Genomic DNA, 16,005 nt, shown 5'->3' on the forward strand with positions numbered 1-16,005 from the left:
TTACTGAATGATTGATGCTGTTTTTATTTTCTATGCCATCTGTTTACACACAGATGCTCTAAAGATCAGGACATGACGCTCAACTTCCGCCTTGCTCAATATCAACTAATCAAAGCACCTCAAATTCAATACGTCGATTTTTCTTACGTCCTTGTGGCGTTGTATTGTCTGCGACAGGCTGATTAGAACCTTGACCTTCGGTGCTTAAATGCGTTATCGCAATACCTTTATCGATCAAATAATTTTTTACCGCGCCTGCACGTGATTGGCTTAACACTATATTTTTATGCGCATCGCCCGAACTGTCTGTATGTCCAACAATTTTCACTTTTTGGGTGCCAACTTGCTTCAATGCCACAGCCATTTCATCCAGAATTTTTTGCCCTACGTCAGTCAAAATTGCACTGCCCGATTCAAACTCAACAATCCTGTTTTTGAGCGCAGCATCCAGCATTTTTTGTTCATACTGACTCCCCGAAAGCTGTGTGTTCAAACGATAAGGCTGCTGTACCAAAGCCTGAAAATTTGCTGTCGTGGCTTGAATTTGATGAGCAGCATTCACTTTTCCTTTCAAATCAACTTGAGTCCCTTTCACACGTAACTGCCCTTGAGAAATCTTTTTTAACTCTGCTGTAATCATACGAGTGACTGAATCATCCCAACCATTCGGTGCAGCAACTGCACGGACTTGAATTTTATCTAACACCTGCGATTCACCATACACAGCTTGCATTTTCGCCAAAATGGCTTGTTTACTTGCTTCGTTTGGCACCACACCTTCTATAACAATGGGCGCTGCATAGATCAAATGACTTTGGACTAAAAAACACAAGCCAATAAGTAGACTTACGCGAATACGTTTTTGATTATTTTTCATATTTATTTATCTAAAAAAGTTTGCCTAAACAGCTTCAAGGCTTGGTTAAGATTTAACTGCCGCTGACAAAGTAATTGTTCCAATGTTGCAAGACCTGCATTTTGTTCTAAATAAGCATCAATCCAAGTGGCTTGAATTAAAGAAACCCAATGTTCACCCTGCATATTTTGAATAAATAGATCGCGCAGCGTCATGACATCAGCCCCCTGAAAATCAATGATCAAAATGGGTGCCTCAAAATGTAGTATCCCCAGCAAAATTTCAGTATGATGCGCGCCTAAAAACCGCCCGATCATGCCCATCCAAAATGCTGCGATTTCAAAGCAATATCGCGGATGATTCAGCGGTAAAATCATCACTTTGTTTAAACGACGAGTGCCATTTTTGAGGACGGGTTGCAGTAAAAGTCCCAACCCAATCATACTCTGAGCCAAGTCATTGACACTGATTTTCATTAATTGTGCCAATGAATGCGTGCTGTGTTTTTCATAAAAGTCTTGGTATTCTTCTGCACTCAAAAGTTGAACCCTATTCGGCAATTGATTCAACAGTTCAAATGACATATTGGGATCACGGATATTGCTTAAGACCTGATTGCGTTGCAATAAATCAGTCCAAATAGCTTTGTAAAAAAACGGCACAAATAATAACTTTTGACTCGGCTGTTCGACCTCAAACAACTGCCCCAGTAGCATTGGAAATGCCCGCCCCGAGCTATCTTGGCTCGCCTTTAAATTAACAGCTAAAAACATTGGTTCTGCTGGATGGGCAATCAAAAAATCTAAAGCAGGCAAAGTTGCATAACGCTGTTTAAAATCTGCGCTCTGCATGGCATGTTCCAGTGCATTACTAATCCACTGATCGAGCTGCTGAATGAGTTCCGATTGCCCTTTAGACTTTATAAAATCACCACGGGCAGGTATTTTTCCATAATATAAAGGTACGGTTTTTACTGCTTGCATACCCACCACGCCTTTTGCCAAGTGTTATTTCTCTTGATCATTGCGGAACGCCTCCCACTTGTGCAGACATTGTAGTTTTAGACTGCGTAGCCGCTGTTTGTGCGGGACTCATTGCTGTCGTTTGTGCAGCAACCACAAGAAGTGCTTTGGTCGTGGTGACTTGATCGACCAACTGCAACCCCACATAACCACGACTTGAACCAATATTGCCCGAGCTATGACCGCTAATGAGTCGGAAATTCACTTTTAAAGATAAAGATGGTTCCGTTTTACTGACCCAAGTCATTTCAAAGTGACCGTTTTGCTCTTTGCGCTGTGCAGCATCAATTAAACGGTTAATGCCATATTCGCCCGGTGCTTCAAAAATAGTATGCGACTGACCGTTTAAATCGACTGCACTAATACGCACGCCGGGAATTGCGCCTGGATTGGGCCACACAAAGTTGACCCATTGTTGAATTCCATTTTCAAACTGCATTCGCTGACCATCAATATCAATGCTATACGATAAAAATTGTGGGTGCTGTAATGGATAAAATTGGAAATTGGATTGATTTGAAACAGCAGATGTTGCAGGCTGATCTAAACGTCCTGTTGCCATACCATGAATTGGCGCAACATATTGCGGAAATGCCATCACAAACTGAGGATTTAAATTTAAGCCTAAATCTTTCCATGTTTTTGAAGTTAAGACATAACCACGACGAATCAACAACGGATCTAAAGTGTCTTTGACAAAGCCAGCAATACTTCCTGTTTCACCAAAAATTTGTCCCATTTCCTGACTGGTTGCCTGTAAAGTCCCCCCTGAATGAAATGGATATTTCTGACCTAAATGTGTTGCAAACGGTTGATAGGCTTGAATACGCCATAATTTATTAATTTCATCTTGTGTCGGTACAATTAAACTTGCAAAAGATTGAGTTAGCGGTGTCATCAACAGTTTTTGTAATAATTGTTGGTCAGCCTCTTTTAAACCCACCATCATTTTTTCATCGACATATTTTTGCGTTGTATTAAAGACCGAGTTTTGATCATGGATGGTTTGTTTGAACAATGCCATTGCACTTGGTCCAATTTCCCCTGCCGTTTGAAGATCATTTAACTTGCTGCGCACCTGTGCAAGGTTGTTCATATACACATCAAACAGAGATTGATCCTGTAAATCGTCACGTTTACGCAGCAGTTGATAAAACATTTGGTATTCTTGAGAAATCGCACCTTGCGCTTTTAGAGCTGCCTGCGCTGCAGCTTTGTCATTAGATTGACGCAGCACTTTGTCTTTAAACCACGCCATAAATCCTTGTTCAGGCACAGCAAGTTCAGCTTGCACAATTGGATTATCCCAATTGGTTTCCACTGCAATACGTTGCAATAACTTGCGAATTGGCGAGTTTTGCGGCTCTCCCAACAGATCAAGCTGTTTCACTTGCTGATTGAACTGATCTGTTTTTGCATAATGGATGCCATTTAGAAATTTCTTCCATTCACTCACATATTCTTGCTGATACAAGCTCAGCAATTGTTTACGGATTTGTTCAGGACTTCCTGAAAAAGTTAGATCATCCGACTGATGACTATTGAGCACCCAATCTTTGCTGTCCGTTGGCTGATTGGCTACCTGATCAATGGCTTGTTCGACATATTCATTCCACGCCTGCTGCGTAAAAATACCAGGCAAAGCATGACTGCCTAAAACAATGCGACTGTGTTGCTCCCCCACAATTTGACTGACCGTAAGTGCAGGAAAACGTACTGCTGCACGCATTTTTATTTCGTTATATACCCGATCTCGTGCAGGCATTCCCTGAATGACCGACAACAGCACTTGACGAGTTTGATCGACCATTTGTGCATCGCTTTCCAGTACAGGAAAATCGTCCTGATGAGCGAGTGTCATGGCATAAGACAGGATTTTTTCTGCCTGCTGAATCATGTCCGTACGTGGCATTTCTCCACGATGGGCATCCAACCAAGTGCGCCAAAAACGTGAAATCTGATCACTTAAATGACTGCTCTCCCGATATTCAGGATTCGTCAGCATTAAATAAGCCTTTAACGCATTATAAGCATCTTGCGGATTTTGCACGGAAGGCTCTAAATATGGTTGAGTTTTCGCAACTTGCTGCGTTTTTGCATGTATATGATGCGCTTTGAGTGTTGCCGCATCTTGTTGGGCACGCTGTAAGTATTGCGCGATATTTTGCTGGGTTGGCAACAATACAATCTGCTGAACTCCTTTTAGATATTCAACTTTGAGCTGTTCGCGTAACTTCTTGCCCTGATATAAGCCAAAACTGAACTTAAGTGGACGTTGTTCGGAAAACCCATCCAACTGTTGCAGACGTGCTTGTAAAATTAATAAGCTTTCGAGTTGTGTGGATAAAACCTGTCCAAAAGTTTTTTCCAGTCGTATAACTTGATCTAAGTCTGCCTGAACATCGGCAATGAGTTGTTGGTTATGACGATATGACCACACCCAAACACTGAGCAACAATCCAACACCAAGTAATGCAGCAGTAAACGCCATATATCGCTGACGTTTTTTCGCAGGATTAATATGTTGTTTCACCAAATGTTGATCACGCAAAATCACATTGGAAAACAAACCTTGTAAAAAATAACCATGATTTGGGGCAATCGAACTTTTTTCTTCGTCCTGAAAAGGGCTTGCAAGCTGCTGCAGTTGAAATTCTTGTGCAATACTTTCTGTCATCGGGCTTTCGATGCTGCATTCCTGTAAAGCACTGGTAAAATAAAAACCTCGAAAAACAGGTTGGAATTGATACGGATTATCTTCAAATAAAGTACCAATAAAACTTTTTAATGCTGGCTTTAAGGTTTTAAATTCCATCGGGTGAGAGTTATCGTTTGAAGGATAAAAAAAGAATAGGGATTCAGCCACAGGTTGAAACTTAATACGAGATCAAAGGGGTCAGTTTTAAATTGCCGTTGACAGAGTTCTTGAAAGGCTGGCAGGGCTATCTAGTCTGTGATGATTACAGTGGTTATAAAGCACGCTTCAAATCAGGCCAGGTCATTGAGGTGGGCTGCATGGCCCATGCACGTCGTAAATTCCATGAACTGCATGTGACCGGGAAAAGTCAGGTCGCTGAACAGGCATTAGTGCTGATTCAGAAACTGTATGTCATAGAAGCAGAACTCAGGAAAAAGACGGATGGTACAGCGGAAGACCGCCGCGAATACCGACAACAGCATAGCCAACCGGTGATGCAACAACTATATGAATGGCTCAACCAACATCATCTGACGGTGCCATCGAGTTCTCCCACCGCCAAGGCCATCAATTACACTCTGAAGCGTTGGCCAGCCTTAAGCCGTTATCTGGATGATGGCAATCTACCGATATGCAACAATTGGGTAGAGAATCAGATGCGTCCCTGGGCGTTGGGGCGCAAGAACTGGCTGTTTGCAGGTTCGCTGCGCAGTGGTCAGCGAGCGGCGAATATCATGACTTTAATCCAGTCAGCAAAGCTGAATGGCTTGGATCCGTATGCCTATTTAAGTGATGTGCTGAAAAGGCTGCCGACACATAAAGTGACCCAAATTGAAGAATTGCTGCCGCACCGCTGGAAACCTGAATCGAATTAAAAAAAGCTATGGGGTTCAGCGGATGCTTACTGTACTGAAAAGGCTGCCGACGCATAAAGCGACCCAAATAGAAGAATTACTGCCACATCGCTGGAAATCCAACTCAAATTAAAAAATAGGCATGGGGTTCAGCGGACGCTTACATTTAATTTTTCTAGCCCGTTGAAAAGCATTACAATTGATCGCCATTTGTTCAATATTTGAAGGAAGTACTTGTAATAACTGTTGAAAATGAATCATGATACGCCACGGTAGTTGTGTTTTGTGTTAGCGCATTAATAAATACAACCACCTTTTTTATTTTTCAAGCGATAATTATAATATATTTCAACAATTTAAGCCTTAAGTTGGCGCGTATGCCATCATGGGTCTTATGCACCTTGTTCTTCATATCATAAAATTTTTCATCGGTGCCATAGAGATCAATAGCTACATACTTCAAAAGCCCTTCCCAATTAAAAGAGTTATTTAAATATCGAAGACTTAGACCAGTACCCACAAATAAAACTGGGTGATTCTTGTAACTACTAACAAACTCAAAAATGTCCATAACTTAACTTCTAAATTGTTGTTCTGAAGATAAGCACATCTTATATATTAGAAACAATTCAAGCAATTTGATAATTAGTATTTCAAAATTAAATATTTTTTGCTTACTACAGGCTTACGTTGCATAACCCTAGAAACAACAAAGCCCTGAATATGTCAGGGCTAAGTCATTGATATTTGGCGGAAGCGGTGAGATTCGAACTCACGGAGGACTCGCGCCCTCGTCGGTTTTCAAGACCGGTGCATTAAACCGCTCTGCCACGCTTCCATGTGGGCCATGATACGAAGCTTTTGATTTGATGACAAGTAAAAAATACCACTCAAGCACTCAAGTGAATATTGTTTCACCAAATCAGCGCTAAAGTTCATCAAAACAACAGCATAGCCACCTCACTTTTTAAAGTTTAGCAGCCAATTCAGCCCCTTCACGAATCGCACGTTTTGCATCTAACTCTGCAGCAAGCTTTGCACCACCAATAATATGATAGTTAGCCAAAGTATTTTCATCTGCCGCAGGCATTAAATCTTTAACCGACTCCTGCCCTGCACAGACTACAATGCTATCTACACGTAACAATTGGTCTTGACCTGCCATTTCAATCCACAAGCCTTCATTGCTGATGGCTTTATATTGCACACCACGTAGCATACGCACCGCATGTTTTTTCAACTGTGCACGATGTACCCATCCTGAAGTTTTACCCAAACCTGCACCTAAAGCTGTCGTCTTACGTTGCAATAAATAAATTTCACGGACTGGGGGATGAACTTCTGGAGCAAGCATACCACCTTCAGTCACATAGTTAGGATTCGGATCGACTCCCCACTCACGCTGCCAATCTGCCAAAGGCTGCGGTTGTGGCTGATGTTCAGGTTTCAGTAAAAACTCCGACACATCAAAACCGATACCGCCTGCACCAATCACAGCGACTTTTTGTCCAACAGGTGCACCACGTAATACTTCTGCATAAGACAATACTTGCGGTGCATCGCTGCCTTCAATTTTTAAAGCACGTGGTACTACACCTGTTGCAATGACCACTTCATCAAAACCTTCACGTTCGAGTTGCTCGCGGTTGACTTTGGTATTTAAACGCAAATCGACCCCAGTTTTTTCAATTTGCACTTTAAAGTAGCGAATGGTTTCGTGAAATTCTTCTTTGCCCGGCACGACTTTTGCCAAGTTGAATTGACCGCCCACTTCGTTGCTGGCTTCAAATAAAGTCACATGGTGCCCACGACTAGCAGCAACTGTAGCAGCAGACATTCCCGCAACACCACCACCGACAACTGCAATACGCTTCGGTTGCTTGGTTTTTTCATAGACCAATTCAGTTTCATAGGCTGCACGCGGATTGACCAAACAAGTCGCACGCTGATTTTTAAAGGTATGATCTAAACACGCTTGGTTACAGGCAATACAGGTGTTAATTTCATTGACACGATTGGTCGCAGTTTTATTGACCCAAAACGCATCTGCCAACAATGGTCGTGCCATTTGAATCATATCAGCTTTACCCGCTGCCAATATTTCTTCTGCAGTATCAGGCATATTAATACGGTTGGATGCAATTACAGGAATCTCAACGTGTTTTTTCACTTCTGCGGTGTAATCAACAAAAGCTGCGCGTGGCACAGAAGTCACGATGGTTGGAATGCGCGCTTCATGCCAGCCAATCCCTGTATTGAGCAAGTTCACACCCGCATGCTCTAAGGCTTTGGCAACGGTAATCACTTCGTGCATGGTATTGCCATCGTGGACTAAATCCAGCATCGACAAGCGGAAGCAGATAATAAATTTTTCACCCACTTCGGCGCGAATGGCTTTGACTACTTCTAAAGCAAAACGCATACGGTTTTCAATCGTACCGCCCCATTGGTCTTCACGCTGATTCACATGACGGCTTAAAAACTGATTCAGTAAATAGCCTTCCGAACCCATAATTTCGACACCATCGTAGCCTGCCATTTTGGCTAAACTAGCTGTTTTCGCATAATCTTCAATGGTATTTAAAATTTGTCTTTCACTCATTTTACGTGGTTTAAATGGTGAAATTGGAGATTTAATCGGACTTGCAGACACCACAAATGGTTGATAACCATAGCGTCCTGAATGCAGAATTTGCATTAAAATTTTCGCACCATGCTTATGTACGGCATGTGTCACTAATCGATGTGGTGCAACATCGCCCAATGTATTCATAGTACCGCCCGCAGGCAATAACCAGCCTTGACGGTTAGGTGAAATACCACCTGTAATAATTAAACCCACGCCACCTTTGGCACGTTCGCCAAAATAAGCAGCCAGTTTTGGATAATTATAAAAACGATCTTCCAAACCCGTGTGCATTGAACCCATCACGACACGGTTTTTAATGGTGGTAAATCCTAAATGTAATGGTTTTAGAATATTTGCATAGCGAGTTGTCATGATGAGTCCTTATATAATGAGCTTTGCAACTTGTTGCATGAATACTTTAACCGATTTTTATAAACTGTTTATGACTCTAAAGTTCGACTGTGTGGCGCAAACGTCAATTTATAGGGTCTGTTGACACTTCTTCTATGTTTGCGACGTGAGAGATATATCTCGCAAGGTTTTTTAGCTGATATAAGGCATGAGGCAGGAAATTTAATCATTCTAAATGACTGACTCATAACGCAATAGCAGCAAAAAATATGCTTGTCCCCTTGCGCAGCAAACAAAGCAGTGCTTTGTTCTTGCTCATGTGGCTAAAACTTTCTCAGATTGCGTTATGAAACTTGGCAATAGACCCTAACTATTCTTGATATAAACTTGATATAAAACCGCCCAAAAGTAAAAGTGATTTTATTCTGCACCATCCCAATTGCAGGTTTTGATCTTCAACATCTATACCAAGTTTGCCATTTCTAAATGAAAATTTAAGCCTGAACCTGATTTTTTTATCAAATGCGCTTTTTTAACGAAAACAAGCATTTTAAAGAGTGCTATAATTTGCAGTTTAGAATTCTCCTTGGCCACCAAATGTGGTGCCTATTTTAAAAAAGTTAGGACTAGCAATGACTGATAATGCAACTATCTTGCAGAATGTACCAGTAGGCAAAAAAGTCGGTATCGCCTTTTCTGGTGGTCTAGATACTTCAGCTGCTTTATTGTGGATGAAGCAAAAAGGCGCTGAACCATATGCGTATACCGCAAACTTGGGTCAGCCAGATGAAGATGACTATGATGCCATTCCAAAGAAAGCCGAAGAATACGGTGCGGTAAAAGCAGTCTTGGTTGACTGCCGTATGCAGTTGGCTTTGGAAGGTATTGCTGCCATCCAATGTGGTGCATTCCATATCAGCACAGGCGGTATACCTTACTTTAACACCACCCCGCTTGGTCGTGCAGTAACAGGTACAATGCTAGTGACTGCCATGAAAGAAGATGACGTAAACATCTGGGGTGATGGTTCAACCTATAAAGGTAACGATATTGAGCGTTTCTATCGTTATGGTTTATTGACTAATCCTGCGCTTAAAATTTATAAGCCGTGGTTAGACCAAACCTTTATTGATGAATTAGGCGGTCGTGCGGAAATGTCACAATTCCTTATCGACAATGGTTTTGACTATAAAATGTCAAAAGAAAAAGCTTATTCAACTGACTCAAACATGCTAGGTGCAACACACGAAGCGAAAGACCTTGAGTACCTAGATGCTGGCATCAAAATCGTTGATCCAATCATGGGCGTGGCGTTCTGGAAAGATGACGTTGAAGTTAAAGCCGAAGAAGTGTCGGTTACCTTTGAAGAAGGTATGCCAGTTGCATTAAACGGTCAGCGTTTTGAAAACCCTGTTGAGTTGATTCTTGAAGCGAACCGTATTGGTGGTCGTCATGGTTTGGGGATGTCTGACCAAATCGAAAACCGTATTATTGAAGCAAAATCTCGCGGTATTTATGAAGCACCAGGCATGGCGTTATTGCACATTGCTTATGAGCGTTTGGTTACGGGTATTCACAACGAAGATACTATTGAACAATACCGCATTAACGGTTTACGTTTAGGTCGTTTATTGTATCAAGGTCGTTGGTTCGATTCTCAAGCGTTAATGTTACGTGAAACTGCGCAGCGTTGGGTGGCTAAAGCAATTACTGGTACAGTGACTTTAGAATTACGTCGTGGTAATGACTATACCATTATGAACACTGAATCTCCGAACCTCACTTATGAAGCTGAGCGTTTAACTATGGAGAAAGGTGATTCAATGTTTACGCCAATGGATCGTATTGGTCAGTTAACTATGCGTAACCTAGACATTACCGATACACGCGCTAAATTGGGTCTTTATACCAATTCTGGCTTATTGTCGATTGGTTCAGGTTCTGCAGTGCCACAATTGAAAGACAAAAACAAATAATCACTTGGTGATGATTTTGTGAAATCGAAAGCCGCTCAAATTGAGCGGCTTTTTTATGTTTGTTTAAACATGAGGACTAAACAATTCATACTAAATGAAAGCTGCAATAGAAAAATTTACAGCACTTCTTCCACCTGCAAAGTGTGGTAATAAATTTGATTACGTCCCAACTGTTTCGCACGGTACAAGGCTTGGTCTGCACGTTGTAAGAAATCGCTTTTAAAAATGTCCGCCTCACCTTTATAGACGGTAAAGCCCAAACTGATGGTGACATTACTGTCAACCAAAGATTGACTATGTGGAATCGCTAAACGCTCAACCGCTTTAAAAATATTGGAAGCCACAGCATACGCACCATGCGCATCGGTTTCTGGCAATAACACCACAAATTCTTCACCACCATAACGCGCAACAAAATCCATGTGACGAATTGAGTCTTTAATGGATTTGGCAATCGCTGAAATGACTTCATCTCCCTTTTGATGCCCATAATGATCGTTATATTTTTTAAAAAAATCGACATCGATAAAGAGTAAAGACAATGGCACTTCATCATGCCGTGCCTGTTCGAAATAGCTGTCCAGCATTTCATCAAAAGTACGTCTGTTGGATACTTTAGTCAGCGCGTCATGCTGACTTAAATGCAACAATTCTTCAGCATGAATACGGTTAATTTTTTCACTAAGTCGGGCTTGGTGCATGACCAAAAAAATCATCCGCTCACGGGTACACAGCATTTTACTGATTAAAAAACCCACTACCGTACTGCCAACCAACACCCGCCCCATCACCATCACATCAATTGGAATATACAAGGTTAATAGCATAATCATGGCAACCACAGCCGCCATTAACCCAGTCAGCAGCATGTGAAACGGCTTCACCCCCGTCAGTACAAAACCCATAATATAAATCATGCTGATGATCATCATGGCTTGGTGTCTAAACACTTCGGTATGCACCGTCATGGTCAGCCAGGTCATCGACACAATGGCCCAAAAAATCATAGCCATGGCGGCATAGGCATAATACGGGCGCAAAATTTTATAATGGGCAAAAAAGAACAGGGTCAGTAAGCAAAACGCGCCATTGACCAAGCCTAGTAAAGAGTGGATAAAATCGTGTTTAAAAAAATTACGATCAATAATCCAATAATCCCCAGTAATCATCAGCACGGTGATAATAAAGTAGATGAGTACGCCCGACCAAAAATATTGGTTAATGTTGTGCCGAGCTTGTTCAAGATGCTGTTGCCAAAACTCAACTTCCAGTTGTTTCGGAAAAACCTGCCCCGCACGTTTACGTTGACGTTTAATCAACTCTTCATTTTTTTCTTTGTCGTACTGTAGCTTGGCTAACTTATATTTGTATTCCATGGATGCTTTAAATTCCATTTAATCACGATTGTTGCACAGCAAAACTGTAACAACCTGAATATAATTTTTTTAGTGGTTTAAAAATAACACAATGTCGAAACAATTAATTCAGGCATTTCTATTTTTTATGGCTTTCGACGTTACCATTTTAACATTTATAGATTATCATCTGTTTTATTTTTCAGACTGGCAGCGCCTTGAATACGATTACTCTTATCCAGCCAGATGACTGGCATGCTCATTTACGTGATGGTTTAGCACTACAACGTACTGTTCCCGATCTTGCCAAGCAATTTTCACGCGCAATTTGTATGCCTAACCTTGTTCCACCAGTAAAAACGGTAGAAGAAGCGGAAGCGTATCGTGAACGCATCATGGCACACGTCCCTGAAGGTGTAAATTTTGATCCGCGTATGGTGTTGTATTTTACCGATCAAACCTCTCCCGAAGAAGTCAAGAAAATTAAAGCCTCTGCGCATGTGAATGCCATTAAACTTTACCCTGCTGGCGCGACCACCAATTCAGACAATGGGGTGAGCGACATTCGTAAAGTATATGCGGTGATTGAGCAACTTGAAGAACAACAAGTGCCATTATTACTGCACGGCGAAGTCACGCACAATCATGTCGATATTTTTGACCGTGAAAAACGTTTCTTAGATGAAGTGCTTTCACCATTATTACAACAATTTCCAAACTTAAAATTGGTGCTTGAACACATTACGACCTCTGAAGCAGCGCAATTTGTTTTAGAACAAGGCCGTAATGTCGCAGCAACCATTACCCCACAACATTTATTATTTAACCGTAATGATATGTTAGTAGGTGGCGTAAAACCGCATTTCTATTGTTTGCCTATTTTAAAGCGTCAAACCCATCAACAAACCTTATTAGAAGTCGCAACTAGCGGAAATCCTAAATTTTTCTTAGGGACAGATAGCGCACCGCACTCAAAAAATGCCAAAGAAAATGCATGTGGCTGTGCAGGCTGCTATAGTGCGCCTACGGCAATTGAGCTTTATGCACAAGCTTTTGATCAAGTTGGACGTATTGACCGCTTAGAAGGCTTTGCAAGCTTCTTTGGTGCAGATTTTTATGGTTTGCCGCGTAATACCAACACCATTACTTTGGTGAAAGAAGAGCAAATCATTCCAACCAGTTTAGACTACTTGGATGGTGAACAAATTATTCCGTTATATGCGGGTAAAACCATTCAATGGAGAAAAGTGTGACAGATACAACTTTGCCCGTGATGGGGCAACGTTTTCGTGGTTTTTTGCCTGTGGTGGTTGATGTGGAAACCGCAGGCTTTAATGCCCAAACCGATGCTTTGTTGGAAATTGCTGCCATTCCAATTATTTATGATGCGGATGGCAAATTTGTACCAGGTGAAGCGTATCATGCGCATATCAACCCGTTTGAAGGGGCAAATTTAGACCGTCGTTCGTTGGACTTTATTGGGATTGATCCTTTCAACCCTATGCGTATGGCTATGGCTGAAGATGAAAAAACCGCATTAAAACGGATTTTCAAATCAGTCAATGAAGTGCGTCGCCAACAGAATTGTACCCATGCCATTTTGGTCGGTCACAATGCGCATTTCGATTTAGGCTTTGTACAAGCAGCCATTGCCCGCACAGGCACGAAAAACCAAAACCCATTCCACAGCTTTTCAGTGTTTGATACAGTGACTTTAAGTGCGGTGATGTTTGGTCAAACGGTGCTGGCAAAATCATGCATTCAGGCAGGTATTGAGTTTGATGGCAAAGAAGCTCATTCAGCTTTATACGATACGCAAAAAACTGCAGAGCTGTTTTGTTTTATTCTAAATAAACTTGCGCCGCACATGGTAGAGAACTTACTCAACCCAGATCAATAATACGATTTGTACTCGAACATTGAGATGTTTACAGGATGACAGACTGCGTTTGTCGTCCTGTTTTCTTTTTAGTGTTGTGGTTTTGATTCGTGCTTTTCAACCACAAGACTGAGCATCAAAATGATTTTTACTGCGAATCAGCTTTTATGCATGCAGTCTTTTGAGCTGGCTTTGGTTATAATGGCAATATTCCAATTTGTGTTATTGATTCTGCCATGTTGAAAAAAATTGTCTTGGTTTTGGTCATTCTCGCGCCTTCTGCGTTGTATCTTTATATTGTGAATCGTGAGCCTGCTCAACCTAAACCAAGCACTCAACCCGCAGCCACACAAACAACAACCACTGAAAAGCAATATCAAACCCCTGATCATTAAAATGATGCACCGTATTCAAATTTACATGCACTGATTTATTTTTAAAGATGTATTATTTTTTAAGCAAATAACAAATAGTGCGGCAGTTTTTTTAGATTCAGGTTTGACACTGTCGCTAAAAATTCATAATATACGCATCACCTCGCAACGTCCCTATCGTCTAGAGGCCTAGGACATCGCCCTTTCACGGCGGTAACCGGGGTTCGAATCCCCGTAGGGACGCCATTTATCGTGCTATACGATCATTTCTAATCCAAATTTATTATTTCAAGATTGCAGATTTGTAGTTTTTCTCTACAATACTTCGCTTCATTTCATTTTTTCTCCTATCACTTATGCCGTCATCGAATCATCAAAATGATGCTGTGCATCAAGGCAATACTATGCCTTTAAAACGTGCGATGAGCACTCGACATTTGGTTATGATTTCACTGGGCGGTGCTATTGGCACAGGTCTATTCTTAGGCTCAGGTGAAGTCATTGCACAAACAGGCCCCGTTGGCGCCATCATCGCTTATATTTTTGGTGGTTTAATTGCCTATATGGTGATGCTGTGTTTGGGCGAGCTTGCCGTACACATGCCTGTTTCAGGTTCATTTGGGGCATACGCCAAACAATATATTGGACCTGGCACGGGCTATACCATCACTTGGTTATATTGGCTCACGTGGTCGGTCACTTTAGGCACAGAATTTACCGCCGCTGCGTTGCTAATGCAGGAATGGTTCCCGCATATTTCCATGTGGATTTGGACACTGATTTTTGGTGGCGTTGTATTTGGTTTGAATATGATTTCCACGCGCTTGTTTGCAGAATCTGAGTTTTGGCTATCTTTGGTCAAAGTCGTGACTGTCATTGCCTTTATCGTTTTGGGTTTAATGGCAATTTTAGGTGCTGTGTCTTATCAAGGTTATACCTCTGCACCTTTATTTAGCAATTTAACCGCACAAGGTTGGTTTCCTGAAGGGCTATTCCCTATTTTTGCCACCATGTTAATTGTTAATTTCGCCTTTTCAGGTACAGAGTTGATTGGTGTTGCCGCAGGTGAAACCAAAGACCCTGCCAAAAACGTGCCTAAAGCAATCAATACCGCAATTTTCCGTCTGTTGATTTTCTTTGTAGGTACCATTGTGGTGATTAGTGCCTTGCTACCACATCAGGCTGCAGGTTTGGCTGCAGAAGGTGTAAGCAGCAGTCCTTTTGTAACGGTGTTTAATCAGATTGGTATTCCTTATGCGGAAGATATTATTCGTTTTGTGATTATCACAGCGTTACTCTCTGCAGCGAACTCAGGTTTATTTGCAGCTTCACGAATGATGTGGTCGCTCTCACACCAAAAGCAATTACCACAGATTTTTTCTAAGGTGAATGCGCGTGGTATTCCTTATATTGCAGTCATGGTCACCATGCTCGGTGCAATGCCAGGTTTATTGTCTGAACAATTTGCGCCTGAAACCATCTTTAAAAACCTCTTGGGTGTGGCTGCATTTACCATGGTCGTGGTCTGGATGAGCATTTGTTTAAGCCAGTTTAACTTCCGTCGCCAATGGTATAAACAAGGTAAAACCGTGCAGGACTTAGGTTTTGCTGCACCGCTATTTCCAATAGTGCCTATTTTAGGTTTTGTGTTCTGTTTTATTACTTGCTTAAGTATGGTGTTTGACCCTGAAATGCTGGCAGGTTTTATTGGCTGTATGATTTTTATTGTGTTGTGCTATCTCAGTTATTACATGATTTATCACAAAAAATCATAATGCTTTTTTAGCGATGATGTAAAACAATAGGGGCGATCTTCGGATTGCCTTGTTTTTTGAGTTGTGTTGATTAGCAATGAATACTGCAAAATACAAAGAAAATCATGCTGCTCTAATAAATGTGTCCATTTAAAAATAACTTGAAAAGCATGATTTTTACCGCTTCAAACGTATCACGACAGCAGAATAGTTTTAATTTTATTCAGTTGAACATTTTTTTCAGAATTATTGCAGAA

Annotated in this window: 9 protein-coding genes, 2 tRNA genes and 2 pseudogenes; 7 read left to right on the forward strand and 6 right to left on the reverse strand. The window is 41.4% G+C overall.

What is annotated here, in order from left to right:
- Positions 1 to 109: 109 nt before the first annotated feature.
- The 3 genes and pseudogenes from FTT71_RS02975 to FTT71_RS02985 form a co-directional block, all read right to left on the reverse strand.
- Complete coding sequence (locus tag FTT71_RS02975; protein ID WP_180008701.1) at positions 110 to 877, reverse strand: OmpA family protein; 768 nt, start codon at positions 875 to 877, stop codon at positions 110 to 112.
- Positions 878 to 879: 2 nt separating this feature from the next.
- On the reverse strand, positions 880 to 1,839 hold the full coding sequence (gene tagF / locus FTT71_RS02980) for a type VI secretion system-associated protein TagF (protein ID WP_179994234.1): 960 nt from the start codon (positions 1,837 to 1,839) through the stop codon (positions 880 to 882).
- Positions 1,840 to 1,876: 37 nt separating this feature from the next.
- Positions 1,877 to 4,696, reverse strand: a pseudogene (locus FTT71_RS02985) (ImcF-related family protein); the annotation flags it as partial.
- A gap of 101 nt (positions 4,697 to 4,797) precedes the next feature.
- On the opposite strand from FTT71_RS02985, the pseudogene FTT71_RS02995 reads away from it, so the two are divergent.
- A pseudogene (locus FTT71_RS02995) lies at positions 4,798 to 5,451 on the forward strand (IS66-like element ISAba25 family transposase); the annotation flags it as partial.
- Between the two features lie 727 nt (positions 5,452 to 6,178).
- Here FTT71_RS02995 and FTT71_RS03000 read toward each other — a convergent pair.
- Together FTT71_RS03000 and FTT71_RS03005 are read right to left on the reverse strand one after the other, a co-directional pair.
- A tRNA-Ser gene (locus FTT71_RS03000) sits at positions 6,179 to 6,268 on the reverse strand.
- A gap of 129 nt (positions 6,269 to 6,397) precedes the next feature.
- Positions 6,398 to 8,431: an NADPH-dependent 2,4-dienoyl-CoA reductase gene (locus FTT71_RS03005; protein WP_004972684.1), complete on the reverse strand. Its 2,034-nt coding sequence runs from the start codon at positions 8,429 to 8,431 to the stop codon at positions 6,398 to 6,400.
- 611 nt (positions 8,432 to 9,042) lie between these two features.
- Here FTT71_RS03005 and argG point away from each other — a divergent pair.
- On the forward strand, positions 9,043 to 10,386 hold the full coding sequence (gene argG / locus FTT71_RS03010; protein WP_004972682.1) for an argininosuccinate synthase: 1,344 nt from the start codon (positions 9,043 to 9,045) through the stop codon (positions 10,384 to 10,386).
- 116 nt (positions 10,387 to 10,502) lie between these two features.
- On the opposite strand, the gene FTT71_RS03015 is transcribed toward argG, so the two are convergent.
- A complete protein-coding gene (locus FTT71_RS03015; RefSeq protein WP_096902183.1) occupies positions 10,503 to 11,762 on the reverse strand; it encodes a GGDEF domain-containing protein in 1,260 nt (419 codons plus the stop codon).
- 197 nt (positions 11,763 to 11,959) lie between these two features.
- Between FTT71_RS03015 and pyrC the strand changes: the two genes are divergently transcribed.
- The 5 genes from pyrC to FTT71_RS03040 all read left to right on the forward strand — a co-directional run bounded on the left by pyrC (position 11,960) and on the right by FTT71_RS03040 (position 15,769).
- Complete coding sequence (pyrC, locus tag FTT71_RS03020) at positions 11,960 to 12,994, forward strand: dihydroorotase (protein WP_004972678.1); 1,035 nt, start codon at positions 11,960 to 11,962, stop codon at positions 12,992 to 12,994.
- Positions 12,979 to 13,641, forward strand: coding sequence for a ribonuclease T (gene rnt / locus FTT71_RS03025; RefSeq protein ID WP_131261730.1), 663 nt, complete (start codon positions 12,979 to 12,981; stop codon positions 13,639 to 13,641). Before pyrC ends, rnt begins: the two co-directional genes overlap by 16 nt.
- Positions 13,642 to 13,856: 215 nt before the next feature.
- A complete protein-coding gene (locus FTT71_RS03030) occupies positions 13,857 to 14,015 on the forward strand; it encodes a hypothetical protein (RefSeq protein WP_004972674.1) in 159 nt (52 codons plus the stop codon).
- 149 nt (positions 14,016 to 14,164) lie between these two features.
- A tRNA-Glu gene (locus FTT71_RS03035) sits at positions 14,165 to 14,240 on the forward strand.
- 110 nt (positions 14,241 to 14,350) lie between these two features.
- Positions 14,351 to 15,769, forward strand: coding sequence for an amino acid permease (locus FTT71_RS03040; protein ID WP_026438458.1), 1,419 nt, complete (start codon positions 14,351 to 14,353; stop codon positions 15,767 to 15,769).
- Positions 15,770 to 16,005: the final 236 nt, after the last annotated feature.

The organism is Acinetobacter sp. YH01004, from assembly GCF_013420455.1.
Taxonomy (GTDB): domain Bacteria; phylum Pseudomonadota; class Gammaproteobacteria; order Pseudomonadales; family Moraxellaceae; genus Acinetobacter; species Acinetobacter towneri.